Annotated in this window: 21 protein-coding genes; 7 read left to right on the top strand and 14 right to left on the bottom strand. The window is 61.3% G+C overall.

From position 1 onward, the window contains the following. Positions 1 to 5: 5 nt before the first annotated feature. The 5 genes from QMO82_RS24025 to QMO82_RS24005 form a co-directional block, all read right to left on the bottom strand. On the bottom strand, positions 6 to 764 hold the full coding sequence (locus tag QMO82_RS24025) for a CpaD family pilus assembly protein (RefSeq protein ID WP_183610033.1): 759 nt from the start codon (positions 762 to 764) through the stop codon (positions 6 to 8). After that, complete coding sequence (locus QMO82_RS24020) at positions 761 to 2,260, bottom strand: type II and III secretion system protein family protein (RefSeq protein WP_183610032.1); 1,500 nt, start codon at positions 2,258 to 2,260, stop codon at positions 761 to 763. The genes QMO82_RS24025 and QMO82_RS24020 overlap by 4 nt, the downstream gene beginning before the upstream one ends. Positions 2,261 to 2,272: 12 nt before the next feature. After that, positions 2,273 to 3,088, bottom strand: a complete 816-nt coding sequence (gene cpaB / locus QMO82_RS24015; RefSeq protein ID WP_183610031.1) for a Flp pilus assembly protein CpaB — start codon at positions 3,086 to 3,088, stop codon at positions 2,273 to 2,275. A 110-nt stretch (positions 3,089 to 3,198) separates the two neighbouring features. Then, positions 3,199 to 3,711, bottom strand: coding sequence for a prepilin peptidase (locus QMO82_RS24010; protein WP_183610030.1), 513 nt, complete (start codon positions 3,709 to 3,711; stop codon positions 3,199 to 3,201). A 124-nt stretch (positions 3,712 to 3,835) separates the two neighbouring features. After that, positions 3,836 to 4,036 (bottom strand): Flp family type IVb pilin, encoded by a 201-nt coding sequence (locus tag QMO82_RS24005; RefSeq protein WP_183610029.1) that lies wholly within the window; start codon positions 4,034 to 4,036, stop codon positions 3,836 to 3,838. Between the two features lie 378 nt (positions 4,037 to 4,414). On the opposite strand from QMO82_RS24005, the gene QMO82_RS24000 reads away from it, so the two are divergent. From QMO82_RS24000 to QMO82_RS23970, 7 genes are all read left to right on the top strand, one after another. Then, the gene (locus QMO82_RS24000; protein WP_183610028.1) at positions 4,415 to 4,825 is read left to right on the top strand and encodes a pilus assembly protein N-terminal domain-containing protein; all 411 of its coding nucleotides are present in this window, start codon (positions 4,415 to 4,417) and stop codon (positions 4,823 to 4,825) included. A 114-nt stretch (positions 4,826 to 4,939) separates the two neighbouring features. Then, complete coding sequence (locus tag QMO82_RS23995; protein ID WP_183610027.1) at positions 4,940 to 5,575, top strand: TadE/TadG family type IV pilus assembly protein; 636 nt, start codon at positions 4,940 to 4,942, stop codon at positions 5,573 to 5,575. Continuing rightward, on the top strand, positions 5,575 to 6,156 hold the full coding sequence (locus QMO82_RS23990; RefSeq protein ID WP_183610053.1) for a TadE/TadG family type IV pilus assembly protein: 582 nt from the start codon (positions 5,575 to 5,577) through the stop codon (positions 6,154 to 6,156). The genes QMO82_RS23995 and QMO82_RS23990 overlap by 1 nt, the downstream gene beginning before the upstream one ends. Positions 6,157 to 6,261: 105 nt before the next feature. Further along, entirely contained in the window at positions 6,262 to 7,482 is a 1,221-nt protein-coding gene (locus tag QMO82_RS23985; protein WP_183610026.1) for a phosphopentomutase, read from the top strand. Further along, entirely contained in the window at positions 7,479 to 8,447 is a 969-nt protein-coding gene (locus QMO82_RS23980; protein WP_283196552.1) for an adenosine deaminase, read from the top strand. The genes QMO82_RS23985 and QMO82_RS23980 overlap by 4 nt, the downstream gene beginning before the upstream one ends. 93 nt (positions 8,448 to 8,540) lie before the next feature. Next, entirely contained in the window at positions 8,541 to 9,170 is a 630-nt protein-coding gene (gene upp, locus QMO82_RS23975) for a uracil phosphoribosyltransferase (protein ID WP_012759721.1), read from the top strand. 127 nt (positions 9,171 to 9,297) lie between these two features. Further along, entirely contained in the window at positions 9,298 to 9,867 is a 570-nt protein-coding gene (locus QMO82_RS23970; RefSeq protein WP_183610024.1) for a TIGR02281 family clan AA aspartic protease, read from the top strand. A 3-nt stretch (positions 9,868 to 9,870) separates the two neighbouring features. On the opposite strand, the gene deoA is transcribed toward QMO82_RS23970, so the two are convergent. The 9 genes from deoA to QMO82_RS23925 all read right to left on the bottom strand — a co-directional run bounded on the left by deoA (position 9,871) and on the right by QMO82_RS23925 (position 18,600). Continuing rightward, positions 9,871 to 11,178: a thymidine phosphorylase gene (gene deoA, locus QMO82_RS23965; RefSeq protein WP_183610023.1), complete on the bottom strand. Its 1,308-nt coding sequence runs from the start codon at positions 11,176 to 11,178 to the stop codon at positions 9,871 to 9,873. Between the two features lies 1 nt (position 11,179). Further along, positions 11,180 to 11,956 carry a deoxyribose-phosphate aldolase gene (gene deoC / locus QMO82_RS23960; protein WP_183610022.1) on the bottom strand — a complete coding sequence of 259 codons (777 nt, stop codon included), beginning with the start codon at positions 11,954 to 11,956 and terminating at the stop codon, positions 11,180 to 11,182. A 114-nt stretch (positions 11,957 to 12,070) separates the two neighbouring features. Further along, positions 12,071 to 12,871, bottom strand: coding sequence for a purine-nucleoside phosphorylase (locus QMO82_RS23955; protein WP_183610021.1), 801 nt, complete (start codon positions 12,869 to 12,871; stop codon positions 12,071 to 12,073). Then, positions 12,868 to 13,257 (bottom strand): cytidine deaminase, encoded by a 390-nt coding sequence (locus QMO82_RS23950; protein ID WP_004673557.1) that lies wholly within the window; start codon positions 13,255 to 13,257, stop codon positions 12,868 to 12,870. The genes QMO82_RS23955 and QMO82_RS23950 overlap by 4 nt, the downstream gene beginning before the upstream one ends. A gap of 3 nt (positions 13,258 to 13,260) precedes the next feature. Beyond that, complete coding sequence (locus QMO82_RS23945; protein ID WP_183610020.1) at positions 13,261 to 14,232, bottom strand: ABC transporter permease; 972 nt, start codon at positions 14,230 to 14,232, stop codon at positions 13,261 to 13,263. Between the two features lie 10 nt (positions 14,233 to 14,242). Further along, positions 14,243 to 15,346 (bottom strand): ABC transporter permease, encoded by a 1,104-nt coding sequence (locus tag QMO82_RS23940; protein ID WP_183610019.1) that lies wholly within the window; start codon positions 15,344 to 15,346, stop codon positions 14,243 to 14,245. A gap of 7 nt (positions 15,347 to 15,353) precedes the next feature. Further along, positions 15,354 to 16,865 (bottom strand): ABC transporter ATP-binding protein, encoded by a 1,512-nt coding sequence (locus tag QMO82_RS23935; protein WP_183610018.1) that lies wholly within the window; start codon positions 16,863 to 16,865, stop codon positions 15,354 to 15,356. Positions 16,866 to 16,953: 88 nt separating this feature from the next. Next, positions 16,954 to 17,946, bottom strand: a complete 993-nt coding sequence (locus QMO82_RS23930) for a BMP family protein (RefSeq protein WP_183610017.1) — start codon at positions 17,944 to 17,946, stop codon at positions 16,954 to 16,956. 336 nt (positions 17,947 to 18,282) lie between these two features. Beyond that, positions 18,283 to 18,600: a hypothetical protein gene (locus QMO82_RS23925; RefSeq protein WP_183610016.1), complete on the bottom strand. Its 318-nt coding sequence runs from the start codon at positions 18,598 to 18,600 to the stop codon at positions 18,283 to 18,285. Between the last annotated feature and the right edge of the window lie 191 nt (positions 18,601 to 18,791).

Genomic DNA, 18,791 nt, shown 5'->3' with positions numbered 1-18,791 from the left:
CCGCCTCAGAAGCTGCTGTCGCTGCCGGCGACCTCTTCGATCGTCGACGTCGTCGTCCGGTATTCCTGGATCGCATTGTTGCGCCGCTGTGCGTCGATCGGGGTCATGCCGCGGGGCGCCACCAGATCCTCCGGATTGGCGATCTGAGCGGCAAGGTTGTTCTGCGAGGCGCAGCCGAAATTATAGTAATTCTGGTTGGTGAAATCGTTGGAGATGTCCTTCGGCCACTGACCGCATTGCGTGGTGATCGCGGTGGTGCCGGTAAAGCTCAGCCGGATCGGCGCCGCATCGCCGGGACCGACCGCGGCATAGGAGGTGTTGACGATTTTCGAGCTGGCGATCCCTCTCGACGCCAGTTCGGCGCGGACCTGATTGCGCAGCTGATAGGCTGCCGCCGAATTGGGCGAGCCTTGCGGCGACAGCACGTAGACCGGACCCGAGGCGCGCGCGATGTAATTTGCGGCAAAACCGCGGATGAGGTCACGCTGAGCGATGGTCAAGCGGCGATCGGTGGAGGCGACGGGTATATCCACCGTCTGCTCCGCTTCCGTCACGATGATCGGGTGGCGGGCGCGGTAGTCATCCGGAATACCGCCTGTTGTCAGCTGGTCGTGCGGGCCGGCACATCCGGAAAGGATCATCACCGAAACGCCGGCTGCGACCATGAGCGCCTTCGAGATTCCGAGGCGGGGTGTCGTCGATTTCATCTGGGCCATCGCCTGATCTCTGTTCTCGTCCATTGCTGCCGATCCTGCCCCGCTCATTTGTAGATGAACCCGATCGAGCCGTGGAACTGCGCATCGGCGACGGGCGCCTCGCGCCGGCCATAGACCTTGTTGACACGATTGAGGAAGAAGGTTGCGCCGTCATTCTCGGGGCTGAAATTATCGTCCGGCCGATTGAGCTGATTGCGCGCCACCGGACGCACCAGATAGGGGGTCGCGATGATGACGAGCTCAGTTTCCTGACGATCGAAACTTTTCTGGCGGAAGAGGGTCCCGAGCAGCGGGATCTTCGAAACGCCCGGTGTGCCGCCCATGGTCTGGGAAACGGTGTCGCGGATCAGGCCGGCCAGTGCGATCGAGCCACCCGAGGGCAGTTCCACCGAGGTCTCTGCCGACCGGCGCTGAAAAGTGGCGCCGTTGCTGCCGGCCACCGGTTCGGAGACATTGGTCTTGATCTCCAGGCTGATGCGTCCCGATGACAGCACCACCGGCTTGAAGGCGAGATTGATACCGAAGTTGAACGGCACGACGGTGACGTTGCCGTTGCTGTCGGTCGTGGAAAAAAGCTGCTGGCCGCCCGAATTGAAGGTCGCGGCCTGGCCCGATATCGCCGTCAGCGTCGGCTCGGCCAGCGTCTTGACGACCTTGGCCTGTTCCAGCGCGTTGAGGTAGGTCGAAATGTCGTATTTGCCGATCGAACTCTTGAAGAGCGCCGCCAGGCCGCCGCCGATCGTCGATGCAGCGCTATCAGTGCTGGGAGTGCCGAGCTGGGCGACCGTCATGCCGGAGGAACTAGAAACCAGATTGTCGAAGCCGAGCTGCTTCAGCACCTCGCGGCGAACCTCGGCGATCGTCACCTTGAGGGTGACCTGGTCCTCGCCCTCAATCTGCAGAAGGTTGACGACCTGCGAGGCTTGGCGGCCTTCGGCAAAGAGCGCCACCGAGCTATCGCCGCCGGTTCCGGATGCGGTCTCGGTTCTGGTCGTCGCCTCGCCGCCCTTCAGGAAGACCTGCGCCAGATCGGCCGCCTGCGTGGCATCCTGCGGGGTGCGTACAGTGCCGGTCAGAACGATGTTGTCGGAGACGATTTCGACGTTGATGTTGGAGTCGGGAATGAAGCGGCGGAGATTGACTTCAAGGCCGGAAACGTCACGCTCGATCTCGATGTCGAGATTGACGATCTCCTGTCCACCGGCGCCAAAGACAAAGATATTCGTCTGTCCGACCTTCTTGCCGAACAGGTAGATGCGCCGCGAGGTGCGGGTCACGGCATCAGCCATGGTCGGATCGGATACGAGGATATCATGCGCATCCTCGGGCAGGTCGACGACGACAGCCTTGTTCAGCCCGAGCTTCAGCCGACGGTGGGCATCGCGGCCGGTCTGCGAGATGCGAACCAGGTTTTCGGAATCGGCACGCGCCTCGCCTGCCCCGAGAAGCGGCGCGAAAGAGGCCGGCGCCATACCGGAAACGCCGACTGCCAGCGAAAGGCAAGCTGTCAGGAGAAGCCCGGCGCGCCGCGTTGAATTGCCCATTTGCACGTCCTCTTACTCCGCCTTCGGCGCTGCGCCGGCATCCGTAACGATGGCGCCCGATTTGATGACCTGGATGATCGCACTGCCGTTGTCACCGCTCAGCAGATAGTCGGCGGCACTGGTATCCTGCTCCTGCGCATCGGCGACCGAGCGCAGCGCCAGGGACAGCCGGTCCGCCATCTGCTGGGCGACGGCGAGAACCTTCGTTTGATCGGGCGTGAGCTCGAGCGTCGCGGTCGTGCCGACCACCGATTTCGAGCCGTCGTCCTTTTCCTGGATCTGCTGGTCGATGGCGAGGACGCGGACATTGCTCAGCACGGTTTCGGTGATAAGCTTGTTTGCCTCAGTGCCCTTGCGAACCATGATGACGTCGACGCGGTCGTTCGGCAGGATGAAACCGCCGGCACCTGTTGCCACCGATATCTCGGTCGCGACGGCGCGCTTGCCGGCCGGCAACAGCGAGGACAGGATGCGGCTGTTGGAATCGGCGATCTTCTCCGGCCGGATCGGTTCGCCTTCGAAGATCGGCAGACGCACGACGGCGCCCTGCAGATCCTTGATCGCATCCGGCTTGTCGGTTTCGGTGATGAGGCCCGCGACGACGCCGCCCTGCGGCCAGGCCATCCAATGAACCGACTGGTCGCCCAGTCTTTCGCCGACCGCCAGATTGCCGGTGGAGACGAGGACGTTGACGGTCGGTTCCTTCTCGATCACCGACTGAACCTGGGTGACGACACCGCCACTGCCTGCCATTTGCATCGCCAGCAGGCCGGCGAGGCCGGCTGCCGTCACGGCGACAGCTAGGATTATAAGGCGGGCCGGTTTCATCAATCATTCCTCAGGGCACGATATGTTCGCCCCGCAGAATGCTCAGCAATTGGTATAATTATGGTTAATGGAACGCTTAGATTTTAAGTTAACGAGCATTTAAAATGCCGTTATTTCAGGCTTTCCAGCGCGGCGAGAAACAGCGGCGAGGAAGGAAAGGCCATGAAGCCGCCGATCGCGATTGCGATGCCGTAGGGAATCTTCTTGGCCAGCAGGACCGAGTTCGGCACCGGCAGGCCGATGGCGAGGATGGTGTCCGATTGCGCTCTGACCAGCAGGATCAGCAAGGTGATCAGGCCGCCGATCATGGCAACGTCGGTCATCAGGAAAGCAAGGGACTGGTCCAGGCCGAACCAGAGCGCAGTCGCCGTCAAGAGCTTGGCGTCGCCACCGCCCATTACGTTGAAGGCAAAAAGAGCAAAGCAGGCGCAGAAGACGATGGCAGCGCCAGCAAGATGCATGCCGATCGTCTCCAGACCCAGGCCGGAAAGCGGCGCGAGGACGAGGAAGGAACCGATCAGGATCAGCGAAACACGGTTCGGGATCGTCATGGTGAACAGATCCGAGAAGGCCGCCATGGCGAGGCAGAGTGGCAGTATCACGAAGACTGCAGCTGCGATCATGGGTATGCCCCTTCGGAACGAGATTCGAAAAGGCTCACGGCCTTTCAGCCTGTGAGCCCACACGAGAGATCGGCCGGATCCAATCCGACCGGCACTATGCGGATGCCGCTGGGCGGCACCTAAATTAGTTGGACGGAGCGGCGGCAGTCGCGGTTACAGCGTTATCCATCTTGGTACCCAAGTTGGTGAACGTGGTGCTGATCTTGCCGCCGAGGGTCGTTGCGCCGGTGATGAGCGCTACGGAAATGAGAGCGGCGATCAGGCCGTATTCGATTGCGGTCGCGCCGGATTCGTCCTTCAGAAAACGGCTAAAAAGCTTGGTCATGGTAACTCCTAACTCCAGTTGATGTTCAGCACGTCCGCCAACTGTTGCCGTTGATCGGATGACTGCAACCTAGCGAATGGCCGTTTCCATCGGCTTAAGGAAAAGAGTTAACAAGATCTGAACCGGACAATAGGCCCTTGTAGAGTAAGTATTTTCTTACGCGGACCCTTCAATATTTAATGATATTCCTGATATAACATCGCATTCATCCGGGAATAGCACAAGCATCGCCTCCAACCGATGCGTGCGCTGCCCGAGGCCGTGCCAAATCGGATCATTTACGCTTCATTCCGGAACAAGGTAGCGGGTTTAAGGCTTCATTCACCATTTTTTTCCATTCTATGCGGATATTGCGCTGTGATCGTGAAAGAGGACCCAATGTCATCGAGCGGCAAAACCATTTTCTTTGCCGGCATGATCGCCGTTTTCGGTATTTCGGGAGTTTCCGCGGCCGCAGACGATGACATGCTGCGCGTCTATATGGATCACGCGCGCGTATTGAAGCTCGACCGCCCGGTCAGCAAGGTCATCGTCGGCAATGCCAAGGTTGCCGATGCGACCGTCGCCGACGCCAAAACCATCGTGCTGACCGGACGCAGCTTCGGCACCACCAATCTGGTGCTGCTCGATGCCGACGGCAATGCGATCCTCGACGAGCGCATCCTGGTGTCGATCGACGAGGGCAACACGGTGCGCGTCTATCGGCAGACCGAACGCTCGGTGCTGTCCTGTACGCCGAACTGCGAGCAGCATGCACAGCAGGCGACCACCGGCACCACGTCGCCCTGATCGGCTAAACTCACGTCTTCGGCCATTCGTTAAAATCGTCGTGTCAGACTGAAACGGAAAATCAACGAACAGACCCTAGTGTGACGGACGGAGAATGTCGCTCGGGTCCAGGCTATGACGGTAATTGATCAGAAGACGGATAAGGCGCACTCCCTCGCGCCGTTCCGTTTCTTACGGTTTCGCGCTCTCGCCCGGTCGCGCGAGGGTGCTGCGGCGATCGAATTCGCCTTGCTCGCCATTCCCTATTTCCTGGTGATTTTCGCAATTCTCGAAACCTTCGTCGCCTTTGCTGCCGAGGAACTCGTCTCCAACGCCGTCGATACGATGAGCCGCAAGATGCGAACCGGGCAAATTACCTATAATCTCGGCCGCACGACCGATATGAATCAGGCGCAGTTCCGCCAGGCTTTCTGTGACGAGATCTCGATCCTGATCCGCTGCTCTGCGAGCGAAGTCGCCACGCCGAGCAAGCTCTACCTGGATGTGCAGACGTTCGGCAGCTTTTCAGCCATTCCGACGACAATCCCCAAGCTTTCCACCAACAGATATGCCGACATCAACACGGCAGCGTTCAAATATGCGCCGGGCGGCGCCGGCACCATCAACATGGTCCGCGCCTATTATCGCTGGGAAATCATCACCGATCTGGTCCGCCCTTATATCACGACGATACGTCCCTCTGACGGTTCGATGCCCAGTCAATATCTGATTGTCGCGACCGCGGCCTTCCAGAACGAGCAGTATCCATGATGGCGTTGCACAACCCGTTCTCCAGACTGGCGTTGTCGGCGCGGCGGCTGATCCGAGACCGCAAGGGCGCCGGCGCGATCGAATTCGCGATCCTCTTTCCCGTGCTCGTCATGCTCTATATCGGCGCTTTCGAGATCACGATCGGCCTCAGCGTCAGCAAGCGCGTAACACGCGCGGCAGGTTCGATCGCCGACCTCGTCACCCAGCAGCAATCCGTCACCAAGAGCGCGCTTGCGCAGATGCCCTCGGTCGCAACCGCGATCTTCGTGCCTTACAACTCGACGTCGCTGACGTTGAAGATCACCGGCATTACCATCGACGCCGGCGCCAATGCGAAGGTGCTGTGGTCCTGGGCGCAGGACGGCACGGCGCCCTATGCCAAGAACACCGCAGTGTCCAACGTGCCGTCCGATATGAAGACGGCGAACAGCTTCCTGGTTCGCACCGAGCTTAGCATCCCCTATACGATGTTCCTGTTTGCGCCGAACTTCATGCCGGATGGCATGCGCACGATCACCATCAGCCGCAGTTACTTCTACCGCCAGCGGCAAGGCGACTCGATCCCCTGCGGCGATTGCTGACGACTCTCTCTCTCGAATTTGCCAAGCCGGCCGCAGCATTATATGCCTGAGCGCGAGCTGCTTCCGATGTCCCGGAGGCCGGCGATCTGCTCTTTCGGGTGTTAAATGGCGCGTGCTTTTCTTTTCGTTCTGGATTCTTTCGGCGTCGGCGGTGCGCCGGATGCGGCGGCCTATGGCGACGAGGGCGCCGATACGCTCGGCCATATCGCCGAGTTCTGCGCAGCCGGAGCCGCAGACCGCGCCGGATTGCGCAGCGGGCCGCTTTCCCTGCCCAACCTGTCGGAACTCGGGCTGATGCAGATCGCGCGATCGGCCTCGGGCCGGTTTCCGGCCGGCATGCCGGTTCCCGAGAAGGTCTACGGTATTTATGGCGCCGCCACCGAAATCTCCCGCGGCAAGGATACGCCGTCAGGCCATTGGGAGATCGCGGGAACACCTGTCAGTTTCGATTGGGGTTATTTCCCGACAGAGGGCGACGCCTTTCCGCCGGAGCTGCTGGAAGCGCTGTGTAAAGAGGCGGGCGTGCCCGGCATTCTCGGCAATTGCCATGCCTCGGGAACGGACATCATCGCTCGGCTCGGCGAGGAGCATATCCGCACCGGCAAGCCGATCTGCTACACCTCATCGGACTCGGTCTTCCAGGTCGCGGCGCACGAAGTGCATTTCGGCCTCGATCGCCTGCTCACTTTCTGCCGTTTGGCCCGAGGGATGCTCGATCGCTACAATATCGGCCGCGTCATCGCCCGGCCCTTCGTCGGTCAATCCGCCTCTACCTTCCAGCGCACCGGAAACCGGCGCGACTTCTCCGTGCTGCCGCCGGAGCCGACGCTGCTCGACCGGCTTATCGAAAACGGCCGGCAGGTGCACGCTGTCGGAAAGATCGGCGACATCTTCGCGCATCAGGGCATATCAAGGGTCATCAAGGCGAACGGCAACGAGGCGCTGATGGATGCGACGCTTTCCACCATCGACGAGGCTGCGGACGGCGATCTCGTCTTCACCAATTTCGTCGATTTCGACATGATTTACGGCCATCGCCGCGACGTGCCGGGATATGCCGCCGCACTCGAAGCCTTCGACGCACGCCTGGGCGAAGTCCACAAGAAACTGAAGCCGGGCGACCTCGTCGTGCTCACCGCCGACCACGGCTGCGACCCGACCTGGCGCGGCACGGACCATACGCGCGAGCGCGTGCCGGTCATCGCCTATGGCCCCGGCATCCGGTCGCGTTCCATCGGTCTGCGCCGCAGCTATGCCGATATCGGCGAAAGCGTCGCGCGCCATCTCGGCATTCCGGCCGGGTCGCATGGAAGGAGTTTTCTGTGACATCGCATCTGAAGAAGGTCGAACTGCACTGCCATCTGGAGGGTGCGGCACCTCCCGCTCTGACCGAGGCGCAGGCGCGCAAATACGGCGTCGACATCAGCGGTGAGCTTCGCGGCGGCGCCTATGTCTGGCATGATTTCGCAAGCTTCCTCGAATGTTACGACAAGGTATCCGAGGTCTACCGGACCGAGGAGGACTATGCGCTTCTGACCGAAACCTATCTCGACGAACTCGCCGGCATCAATACGATCTACAGCGAACTGATCGTTTCGCCCGACCACGGCAAACGCATCGGGCTCGGCGCCGACGCCTATATATCAGGCGTCTGCGAGGGCATCCGGCGGGCCAGGGAAAAAAGCGGCATCGAGGCCCGCCTGATCGTCACCGGCGAGCGGCATTTCGGTCCGGAGAGTGTGATCGGCGCCGCCGAATACGCGGCCAGGGCCGGCAATCCCCTGATTACCGGCTTCAACCTTGCCGGCGAGGAGCGCATGGGACGCGTCGCCGACTATGCCCGCGCCTTCGATATCGCCCGCGATGCCGGCCTGGGTCTGACGATCCATGCCGGCGAGGTCTGCGGCGCCTTCAGTGTTATCGATGCGCTCGATGCCGTGCGTCCCTCGCGCATCGGCCATGGCGTGCGCGCCGTCGAGGATCTAGATCTGGTAAAGCGGCTTGCCGACCTCGGCACTGTGCTCGAGGTCTGCCCGGGCTCGAATATCGCGCTCGGGGTCTTTCCCGATTTCGCCTCCCATCCGCTGCGCCGGTTGAAGGAAGCCGGCGTGCGGGTGACGATCAGCTCGGACGATCCGCCTTTCTTTCATACCTCGCTGGAGCGGGAATACGAACCTGCCGCCGGGGCTTTCGGCTTCAGCGACGCCGAGATCGATGGCATGACGCGCACGGCGATCGAGGCGGCCTTCGTCGACGAAGAGACACGCAAGACCCTGCTTGCCCGGATTTAAGGGCGAGAGGCTGGGGAAGATTGGCCTCCACTCTTGCAGTCGGGCCGATTTCCGTGAAAGAAACATTCGATAGAAAGAATGAAAGGCTTCCCCATGGACGGCGTCACGGTCATCGATCACCCGCTGGTGCAGCACAAACTCACCATCATGCGGCGCAAGGAGACATCGACGGGAAGTTTCCGGCGGCTGCTGCGCGAAATCTCCACCTTGCTCTGTTACGAGGTGACCCGCGATCTCGAACTGACGATGGAAACGATCGAGACGCCGCTACAGACGATGGAATCGCCGATCCTCGAGGGCAAGAAGCTGGTCTTCGCCTCGATCCTGCGCGCCGGCAACGGGCTGCTCGAAGGCATGCTCGATCTCGTACCATCAGCCCGCGTCTCCCATATCGGCGTTTATCGCGACCACGAGACGCTGCAGCCGGTCGAATATTACTTCAAGGCGCCGGAGGATGTGGCCGAGCGCCTGATCATCGTCGTTGACCCGATGCTGGCGACCGGCAATTCGTCGATCGCGGCGATCGACAAGCTCAAGGAACGCGGCGCTCACAATATCCGCTTCCTCTGCCTGCTCGCCGCCCCGGAAGGCATCCGCAACTTCCGCGCCGCCCATCCGGATGTTCCGGTTTTCACCGCATCGATCGACAGCCATCTCAATGAGAAGGGCTATATCGTGCCCGGCCTCGGTGATGCCGGCGACCGCATGTACGGCACCAAATAGTTTCAGCCTTCCTTTACCAAATCGAAAGAGTTTAAAGGCCCGGATGGTTCGTTCCGGGCCTTTTGGTATGGATATTAGCAACTTATCAGGATTTGGAGTTTAGCAAGCTTGAAGCATGGGGCCCTGCATGAAGCCGGGTTTATACAGGAAGGATTTCTGTTTCATGCTCGTGCGTACCGTCATATTCGCCAGCATCGCCGCGGTGCTGGCCACACAGGCGCCTTCCTTCTTCGGAAGCACCGGCCAGCAGCCCACCGACGCTCTTTCCGCCAATTACGTATCGCCTGAAAGCGACAAGCCCGCCGCACCCGCGCCGGTTTCCGGCAGCAACGCGATCCGTCTGCAGGCGGATGCGCAGGGCCACTATACCGGCAGCTTCAAGATCAACGGCAAGCCGGTGCAAGGCCTGATCGATACCGGCGCCACCTATGTGGCGCTCAACGAGACGCTGGCCCGCCGGCTCGGCTACACGGCCAACCAGCTCGATTTCCGCTATGGCGTCAACACCGCAAACGGTCAGACGAAGGCGGCGCATGTAATGCTCGACCGGGTCGAGATCGGCGGTATCCGCGTGCGCGAGGTCGAGGCCTTCGTCCTCAAGGACGATGCATTGACGACGACGCTTGTCGGTATGAGCTTCCTGCGGAAACTCGCCTCCTATTCCGTCGCCGACGGCTCGCTTAGCCTCAAGCAGTAGGTGTCAGATAAGGCCTGTGATCACCGGCGTCGGCTCCAGCCGGTCCTCGGTGATGCGGTAATGCGCGGCAAGGGCAGCCGCCGCTTTCTCCGCCGCCGCTTCATCGGCGGCATGAACCAGCGCGATCGGGTCGCCGGCACTGACACGGGTGCCAAGCGGCAGGAGTTCGGAGAAGCCGACGCGATGGTCAATCCGGTCTTTGGGATGGCGTCTGCCGCCGCCGAGATCGATGACGCTGACGCCGATGCCGCGGGCATCGCAGGCGGCAAGCCAGCCGGACCGAGCGGCCGGGACAGATTTTTCCACCGGCGCCCTGGCCAGATATCGGTCGGGATTTTCGATGAGGTCGGCCGGCCCGCCGAGCATGGAGACCATGCGCGCGAAGACTTCAGCCGCCCTCCCCGATGACAAGGCCTGACGTGCCATCCCGTCAGCGTCATCAGACGAGGCGGCAATGCCTGATTTCACCAGCATTTCGGCGGCGAAGGCAAGGACGACGGTCGCAAGCCGTGTGTCCGCCTTCCCACCCGCCAGGAAATCCAGACAATTGCGCATTTCGACAGCATTGCCGGCACTATCGGCGAGCGGTTGGTTCATGTCGGTGATCAGCGCCGAGGTCTTTACGCCTGCGCCATTGGCCACTTCGACCAGCGACCGCGCCAGGATCTCTGCCTGGGCGCGGTCGGCCATAAAGGCGCCGTTGCCGACCTTGACGTCGAGCACCAGCGTCTCAAGTCCGGCCGCCAGTTTCTTCGAGAGGATGGAGGCGGTGATGAGGGGGATGGAATCGACGGTGGCGGTCACATCGCGCACGGCATAGAGCCTGCCGTCGGCAGGCGCCAAGGTGCCGGTCTGGCCGATGATGGCGCATCCCGCCTCTTTTACGACCTTGTGGAACAGATCCGCATCCGGGGTGATCATATAGCCTGGAATGGATTCGAGCTTATCCAGCGTGCCACCGGTATGGCCGAGGCCGCGCCCGGAGATCATCGGAACGGCGAGGCCGCAGGCCGCAGCGATCGGCGCCAGCATCAGCGAAACATTGTCGCCGACGCCGCCGGTCGAATGTTTGTCGGCGATCGGGCGGTCGATGTCAGCCCATAGCAGCCGATCGCCGGAGTCGGCCATCGCCAGCGTCAAGGCGACGGTTTCCTGGCGCGACATGCCCTTGAACCAGACGGCCATGGCGAATGCGCCGATCTGGCCCTCCGACAACTGGCCGGCAGCGAGTGCCGCGATGAAAGAGTTGATATCGGCGGGGCCTAGTTCCTCGCCGTCGCGTTTACGCCGGATGATCTCCTGCGGAATCATCTCAATAGCTCGACGCCGCAGCAGATGACGGCTGCGCTCCGCCGAGAACCGCCAGGATATCGTCGAGCAGGCCGGAGGCGCCGAAGCGGAAGGTCGAGGGCATCGCCCAGTCCGGCGCCATGATGGTTTCGGCAAGGCTCAGATAAAGCGCTGCATCAGCCACCGAGCCGATGCCGCCGGCCGGCTTGAAGCCCACCTTGCGTCCGCTTTCGCGAATGGCGCGGATCATGATGTCGGCGGCTTCGAGCGTGGCGTTGACGGCGACCTTGCCGGTGGAGGTCTTGATGAAATCGGCGCCGGCGTCGATGGCGAGTTCGGAGGCGCGGCGGATCAATGCCGCATCCTTCAATTCGCCGGTCTCGATGATGACCTTCAGCAGGACCGGCCCGGTGCATTCGGCGCGCACCATCCTGACCATGTCGGTCACCGCCTTCTCATTGCCGGCGAGCAGCTTGCGGTAAGGGATGACCAGATCGATGTCGTCGGCGCCGTCGGCAATCGCCTCGCGCGTTTCGGCGGCAACATCGGCCACTTCCATATCGCCTGAGGGGAAGTTGACGACCGTAGCGATGCGCACGGCATGGCCGGTACCGAGGATATTGCGGGCCTGAGCGACGAAGCGCGGCCAGATGCAGATCGCAGCGCTATTGCCGTAAGGCGTCTGCGCGCGGGCGCAGAGCGCCTCGATCTGCGCCTCGGTGCAATCGTCCTTCAAATTGGTGAGGTCGAGAAGGGAAAGGGCGACAGCCGCCGTCTCCCGGATGGAATGGCTATTCATTTTCACTTCCTCTAGAGCATGATGCCGAAACGTGTGAGCGGTTTTCTCATGACATCATGCTCTAACTATATAATTGAGAACAGGATTCAGATTTTAGGCCGACCCGGCCTAAAATCATCCTGTTCTAGCCGCAATCATCTCTTTCAATATGGCGGCGAGACGGGCGCCGCCGATAGGCGCCATGTCCTTGGTTTCATCATGGCTGAGCTCATTGCCTGTCATGCCTGCGCCATAGTTGGTGATAACGGAGGCGGCGGCAACCCTCAGGCCTAGCATTCTTGCGATGATGACCTCAGGCACCGTCGACATGCCGACGGCATCGGCGCCCAGGATGCGCGCCATGCGGATTTCGGCCGGCGTTTCAAAGCTCGGACCGGAGAACCACATATAGACGCCCTGCGCCAGCTCGATCTCGAGTTTCGCCGCCGCCTTCTGCATCGCCGCGGCCAGGCCGGCATCATAGGCATTGGTCATGCCGACGAAACGGTGGTCGCTTTCCTCGCCGATCAGCGGGTTCATGCCGGAATAGTTGATGTGATCGGCAATCCGCATCACCGAACCGGGCGGCATGTCGTCGCGCAGCGATCCGGCCGAGTTGGTCAGGATCAGCACTTCGACGCCGAGCGCCTTCAGCACCTCGATCGGCAGGCGCATGGCGTTGGCATCGCCCTTTTCGTAATAATGAACCCGGCCGGAGAGCATGACCACGGGTACGCCGCCCAGGCGGCCGGCGACGACTTCGCCCGCATGGCCGGACACGGCGCTGACGGGAAAGCCCGGCAGATCCTTGTAGGGAACACGGACGGCGCCTACCAGCTCTCCGACGAGCGAGCCGAGGCCAGAGCCGAGCACAATGCCGTGGCGCGGCTTGATGCCGCCGAGCAATGCGGCGAGCAGGTTGACCGTCGCCTTCATCCGAGTTCCGTCTCGAAGCTGAAGGGAAGAAGCTCTTCCATCGTCATGGTCTTCTGCACGCCCGCCTCATCACAGAGGTAGATCTTCGTGTCCTTGGAAGCGAATTCGGAGATCTTCTGGCGGCAGCCGCCGCAGGGCGGGCAGAGCGGCAGTTTCTCGGCAATGACGGCCATTTCGACGATCTTCCTGGCGCCGCCCATGATCATGGCGCTGATCGCCGTCGGCTCGGCGCACCATCCTTGCGGAAAGGAAAGGTTTTCGATGTTGGCGCCGGTATAGACCTTGCCGTCCTCGGCGCGGATCGCCGCGCCGACCGGGAATTTCGAATAGGGCGCATGGGCAAAGGCCATGGCGCCGCGGGCGGCCTCGAACAGATCGTGAGACATATATCAACGCTCCTTCGTATAGGGCACGCCGCCGGCCTTCGGCGGGATCGCGACGCCGATGAAGCCGGCAAGCAGGATGCAGGTGAGGATATAGGGCAGCGCCTGGAAGACCTGAACTGGCACCTCGCCGATCAGCGGCACCTGCTTGCCCTGCATGAAATTCGCCAGCGCATCGAGGAAGCCGAACAGCAGGCAGGCAAACATCACGGGCACCGGTTTCCATTTGGCGAAGACCAGGGCGGCGAGCGCGATATACCCCTTGCCGGCGGACATGTCCTTGATGAAGGCGGCGGACTGGGCGATCGCCAGATAGGTACCGGCAAAGCCGCAAAGGATGCCGGCGCACATGACGGCGCGGTAACGCAGCCAGGCGACCGAAATGCCGGCCGTATCGACCGCGCCCGGATTTTCGCCGACGGCACGCAGCCTGAGGCCGAAGCGCGTGCGATACAGCACCCACCAGGAGAAGGGCACGGCGAGGAAGGCGAGATAGGTGAGGATATTGTTGCCCGATATGACGTTGGCGTAAACCGGGCCGACGATCGGTATGTCGCGGGCGACATCGGCGCCCGGCAGGATGATCGGCGCGAAGCGCGCATCCGCCGGCAACTGCGGCGAGCGCCCGCCCTGACCGAACCAGGCCTGACCGAGCACGATGGTGATGCCGGCGATGAAGAAGTTGATCGCCACACCCGAGATGATCTGGTTGCCGCGATTGGTGATCGAGGCAAAGCCATGCACGAGGCTGAGCGCCACCGAACAGACTACGCCGGCGCCAAGGCCTGCCCAGGCCGAGCCCGTGAGATAGGCCACACAGGCGGCGGCGAAGGCCGAGCCAAGCATCTTGCCTTCGAGACCGATATCGAAGATGCCGGCGCGTTCGGAAAACAGGCCGGCAAGTGCGGTGAAGATCAGCGGAATGGAGAGCCGGATCGTCGAGCTCAGAACGCTGATGAAAATGTCATAATATTCCATCATCCGCTCCTCAGGCTCGCTTGAACTGCTGGTAGATGTGCACCATTGCCGGGCGGAACATATATTCAAGCGCGCCGGCAAACAGAATCACCAGACCCTGAATGACGAGGATCATCTCGCGGGTGATGTTGGGCATTTCGAAGGAGATCCAGTCACCGCCCTGATAGAGGACGCCGAAAAGAATCGCAGCGAAGATAATGCCGAGCGGATGGTTTCGTCCCATCAGCGACACGGCGATGCCGACGAAGCCCGCGCCACCGACGAACTCCACCTGCAGACGGGCCGACGAGCCCATGACCGGATTGAGCGCCATCATGCCGGCGAGCGCGCCAGAGAGCAGCATGGCGATGATGATGGTGCGCGCATGGGGCGTGCCGGCATAGTCGGCGGCTGTCGGGCTCATGCCCAGCGTACGCATATCAAAGCCGAGCTTGCTGCGCCAGACCAGCACCCAGACGAACCAGGCGGCGAACAGCGCGATGATGAAGGAGACGTTGAACGGGGCGGCGCCCAGTTTGGCTCCGAACATCGTCATGACCCAGCCGAGCTTCGGAAGCTGTCCGCCTTCGAGGAAGGTGCGGGTTTCCGGCGCCATCTTGCCCGGCACGATCAGCACATGCACCAGCAGATAGACCATGAGGGCAGCTGCGATGTAATTGAACATGATCGTCGTGATGACGATGTGGCTGCCGCGCTTTGCCTGCAGGAAAGCTGGAATGAAGGCCCAGGCTGCGCCAAAGATACCTGCGCCGATAACGGCGATCGGCATCGTCACATACCAGGGCACATAATTGTCAAGCGCCAGCGCCACCAGCGCACACCCAAGCCCGCCAATATAGGCCTGACCTTCCGAGCCGATGTTGAAGAGGCCGGCATGGATGGCAACGGCGACGGACAGGCCGGTGAAGATGAAACTCGTCGCATAGTAGAGCGTGAAGCCTATACCTTCGCCGCTGCCGAAGGCGCCCTCGATCAGCAACGAGAGGGCGGCAAGCGGGCTTTCGCCGATTAGCCAGACGACGAAACCTGAGATCAGGAAGGCGACGACAAGGTTCAAAAGCGGGATCAGACCGTAGTTGATCCAGTTTGGTAGCGGAACGGAAGCAGTGCTCATAAAGGCCTCACGCGGCAATGCCGGCCATCATCAGGCCGAGGGTCTGTTCACCGGCATCGGGCGTCTTCTCGCCGACCATATGGCCGGCGAACATGACAAGGATACGGTCTGAAAGGGAGCGGATTTCATCGAGTTCGACGGAGACGAGCAGGATCGCCTTGCCGGCGTCGCGCATTTCAATGATCCGGCGGTGGATGAATTCGATGGCGCCGATATCGACGCCGCGGGTCGGCTGGCCGATGATCAGCATCTTCGGGTCGCGTTCGATCTCGCGGGCGACGACGATCTTCTGCTGGTTGCCGCCGGAGAAATTCGCCGTCTTCAGCCGCGGGTTCGGCGGGCGGATGTCGTATTTTTCGATCTTCTCCATCGCATCCTTGCGGATCGCTTCGAGATCGAGCAACGGGCCTTTGCCGTAGCCCGGGCGGCGATGGTAGCCGAGCACGGAATTTTCATATTCCTCGAACTTCAGAACCAGGCCCATATGATGACGGTCCTCGGGAATATGGGCGAGGCCGAGTTCGCGCAGGCGGGCGGGATCTGCCTTGTCGATCGTCTGGCCGTCGAGAAGGATTTCGCCGGAGGCCGGCTTGCGGATGCCGGCAATCGCTTCCAGCAATTCGGACTGGCCGTTGCCGGCGACACCGGCAATGCCGACGATCTCGCCGGCGCGCACGTCGAAGGAGACATTGTCGACCATGGTGACGCCGCGATTGTCCTTGACCGAGAGGTTGCGGACGGAGAGCACGGCGGCGCCCGGGTTGGCTTCACCCTTCTGCACGCGCAGCAGCACACGGCGGCCGACCATCAGCTCGGCAAGCTCCTCCACCGTCGTTTCCGCCGTCTTGCGGGTGGCGACCATCTCGCCGCGGCGCATGACGGAAACCGTATCGGTGATCGCCATGATCTCGCGCAGCTTGTGGGTGATGAGGATGATCGTCTTGCCCTGGTCGCGCAGCACCTTGAGGATGCGGAAAAGGTGATCGGCTTCAGCCGGCGTCAACACGCCCGTGGGCTCATCGAGGATCAGGATCTCGGCGCCGCGATACATGGCCTTCAGAATTTCGACGCGCTGCTGCAGGCCGACCGGAAGCTCTTCGATCAGCGCGTCCGGATCGACCTCGAGGCCGTATTCCGTTTCCAGCCGCTTGAGTTCGGCACGGGCCGAGGCCACGCCTCTCGCCAGCAGCATGCCGCCTTCAGCGCCGAGCATGATGTTCTCAAGCACGGTGAAATTATCGACCAGCATGAAATGCTGATGCACCATGCCGATGCCGGTGGCGATCGCCGCCTGGCTGTCACGGATGGTGACCGGATTGCCGTTGACGCGAATCTCGCCGCTGTCGGCATGGTAGAAACCATAGATGATCGACATCAGCGTCGATTTGCCGGCGCCGTTTTCGCCGATGATGCCGTGGATCGTCCCCTTGGCAACGGTAAGGTTGATGTCCTTGTTGGCATGGACGGCACCGAATTTCTTATCGATGCCGACAAGCTCGATAGCGGGCTTATCTGTCACAGCAGGCTCCAAATAAGAAAAGGGCGTATGGCGAAAATCCCCTCCGCCATACGCCCGATCTCAATCGTCGATTACATCAGGGCGCGGTTCACTTCGGGCAAGCATTGTCCGAGGTATAGTCGTGAACCTTGACGGTCCCCGCGATGATATCGGCCTTGGCCTTGTCGACGGCAGCCTGCATTTCCGGCGTGATCAGCGACTTGTTGTTGTCGTCGATCGCAGCACCGACACCGTCTTCCTTGACGCCGAGCGCCTGGACACCAGCGGTGAACTTGTCGTTCTTGGTGTCGTTATAGGCGTTGTAGACGGCGAGGTCGACGCGCTTGACCATCGAGGTCAGGACCGAACCCGGATGAAGATGGTTCTGGTTGGAATCGACGCCGATCGACAGCTTCTTGTTGTCGGCGGCAGTCTGCAGAACGCCAAGGCCGGTGGCGCCGGCTGCCGCGTAAATGACATCGGCGCCCTGGTCGATCTGGTTCTTGGTGAGTTCGCCGCCGCGAACCGGGTCATTCCAGGCCGCGCCCGTGGTGCCGGTCATGTTCTGGAAAACTTCGACATCGGCCTTGGCAGCGCGCGCACCCTGCTCGTAACCGCATTCGAACTTGCGGATCAGCGGAATATCCATGCCGCCGACAAAGCCGACCTTGCCTGATTTCGATGCCATGCCGGCGAGAATGCCGACGAGGTAGGAGCCTTCTTCTTCCTTGTAGACCACCGAGCGGACGTTCGGCTTGTCGACGACGGAGTCGACGATGATAAACTTGGTATCCGGGAACTCAGCCGCGACCTTCTCGATCGCCGAAGTCCAGGCGAAGGATACGGCAACCACCGGATTGAAACCGCGGCTTGCGAAGTTGCGGATGGCCTGTTCGCCCTGGGTGTCGCCCGTCGGCTCGAAATCGCGATAGGCGATGCCGGTCTCGGCCTTGAATTTTTCGGCGCCGTTATAGGCCGCTTCGTTGAAAGACTTATCGAACTTCCCGCCGGTGCCGTAAACCAGCGCCGGCTTGACATCGGCGGCAAGCGCCGTCGTCGACATGGCAGCCACGGCAAGGAGAGTGAGAAGGGATTTTTTCATTGTGCAGCCCTGTTGTTGCTATTCGTTAGGGGTCCTCCCGCAAGCCCTTTTCGGACATGTCTGCGGAACCACCGACCTCCCCCCGGAGGCCTGGCTGCGCGCATCCTTGCATGGCTCACGGAAAAATTCACCAGAAATTTTTCAGGCGGTAAAGATTTGCAGGGATTGCCGAAAATCCATTCGTCGGGGCTGATTTTTAGACGTTTCTGCCGCCTGGATGCCAAAATTCCAGCCAATCCGACAGCCATGTGGGGGCTTATGGAAACATTGGACGCCGATCGGATCCCGGCCGGGCCGCGGCGGCAAAATCCGCTTCCCTATGCGATAAAGCGACCCCTATGCCGTGAAACGACCGGTCACCGGCGGCTTCTTGTAGCCGATCATCCAGAGAAGCAGCGCGATCACCAGGAAAACCGCAAAGGCCGGCTGGAGCATCAGCCATTGGAAGATGAAGGTGTAGAAACGCGGGTGGATATAATAGGAAAGCGAGGATTGCAGCGAGGTCAGGGTTGCCGGGCTGACATCCTGCCAGGCATCGGAGATCGGCGTCATCACCACGGCGGAGGCCGCAACCGATTGGATCGAATCGATGGTCCCGGCAATAACGGCCGCCGCAAGCGCGACAAGACTCGCCAGACGCAACAGGAAACGCATCAATTCCTCCGACGCTTCGATTTGCCGGACAATCCCGGCCGGCCGCGCCATTCTCCACCTTGAGAATTACATAGTCGTCGCTGAGGTGAAGCACAATGGACGGGCGGAGGCGAGTTTTATCGGAAGAAGTCAAAAAACTGTTAGATTTCGGTTGATCGACAAAAATTCATCGGTATATATCGCGCCGTTCC

The sequence above is a fragment of the Rhizobium sp. BT04 genome (assembly GCF_030053135.1).
Taxonomy (GTDB): domain Bacteria; phylum Pseudomonadota; class Alphaproteobacteria; order Rhizobiales; family Rhizobiaceae; genus Rhizobium; species Rhizobium binxianense.
Note: the sequence above shows the minus strand (reverse complement) of the source record. Positions and strands in the feature narration are given on the sequence as shown.

What these genes read in the sequence shown, in the direction of transcription:
- QMO82_RS24025 (WP_183610033.1), bottom strand. Translation starts at nt 764, where the DNA reads ATGAGCGGGGCAGGATCGGCAGCAATGGACGAGAACAGAGATCAGGCG.
- QMO82_RS24020 (WP_183610032.1), bottom strand. Translation starts at nt 2,260, where the DNA reads ATGGGCAATTCAACGCGGCGCGCCGGGCTTCTCCTGACAGCTTGCCTT.
- cpaB (WP_183610031.1), bottom strand. Translation starts at nt 3,088, where the DNA reads ATGAAACCGGCCCGCCTTATAATCCTAGCTGTCGCCGTGACGGCAGCC.
- QMO82_RS24010 (WP_183610030.1), bottom strand. Translation starts at nt 3,711, where the DNA reads ATGATCGCAGCTGCAGTCTTCGTGATACTGCCACTCTGCCTCGCCATG.
- QMO82_RS24005 (WP_183610029.1), bottom strand. Translation starts at nt 4,036, where the DNA reads ATGACCAAGCTTTTTAGCCGTTTTCTGAAGGACGAATCCGGCGCGACC.
- QMO82_RS24000 (WP_183610028.1), top strand. Translation starts at nt 4,415, where the DNA reads ATGTCATCGAGCGGCAAAACCATTTTCTTTGCCGGCATGATCGCCGTT.
- QMO82_RS23995 (WP_183610027.1), top strand. Translation starts at nt 4,940, where the DNA reads ATGACGGTAATTGATCAGAAGACGGATAAGGCGCACTCCCTCGCGCCG.
- QMO82_RS23990 (WP_183610053.1), top strand. Translation starts at nt 5,575, where the DNA reads ATGGCGTTGCACAACCCGTTCTCCAGACTGGCGTTGTCGGCGCGGCGG.
- QMO82_RS23985 (WP_183610026.1), top strand. Translation starts at nt 6,262, where the DNA reads ATGGCGCGTGCTTTTCTTTTCGTTCTGGATTCTTTCGGCGTCGGCGGT.
- upp (WP_012759721.1), top strand. Translation starts at nt 8,541, where the DNA reads ATGGACGGCGTCACGGTCATCGATCACCCGCTGGTGCAGCACAAACTC.
- QMO82_RS23970 (WP_183610024.1), top strand. Translation starts at nt 9,298, where the DNA reads ATGAAGCCGGGTTTATACAGGAAGGATTTCTGTTTCATGCTCGTGCGT.
- deoA (WP_183610023.1), bottom strand. Translation starts at nt 11,178, where the DNA reads ATGATTCCGCAGGAGATCATCCGGCGTAAACGCGACGGCGAGGAACTA.
- deoC (WP_183610022.1), bottom strand. Translation starts at nt 11,956, where the DNA reads ATGAATAGCCATTCCATCCGGGAGACGGCGGCTGTCGCCCTTTCCCTT.
- QMO82_RS23955 (WP_183610021.1), bottom strand. Translation starts at nt 12,871, where the DNA reads ATGAAGGCGACGGTCAACCTGCTCGCCGCATTGCTCGGCGGCATCAAG.
- QMO82_RS23950 (WP_004673557.1), bottom strand. Translation starts at nt 13,257, where the DNA reads ATGTCTCACGATCTGTTCGAGGCCGCCCGCGGCGCCATGGCCTTTGCC.
- QMO82_RS23945 (WP_183610020.1), bottom strand. Translation starts at nt 14,232, where the DNA reads ATGGAATATTATGACATTTTCATCAGCGTTCTGAGCTCGACGATCCGG.
- QMO82_RS23940 (WP_183610019.1), bottom strand. Translation starts at nt 15,346, where the DNA reads ATGAGCACTGCTTCCGTTCCGCTACCAAACTGGATCAACTACGGTCTG.
- QMO82_RS23930 (WP_183610017.1), bottom strand. Translation starts at nt 17,946, where the DNA reads ATGAAAAAATCCCTTCTCACTCTCCTTGCCGTGGCTGCCATGTCGACG.
- QMO82_RS23925 (WP_183610016.1), bottom strand. Translation starts at nt 18,600, where the DNA reads ATGCGTTTCCTGTTGCGTCTGGCGAGTCTTGTCGCGCTTGCGGCGGCC.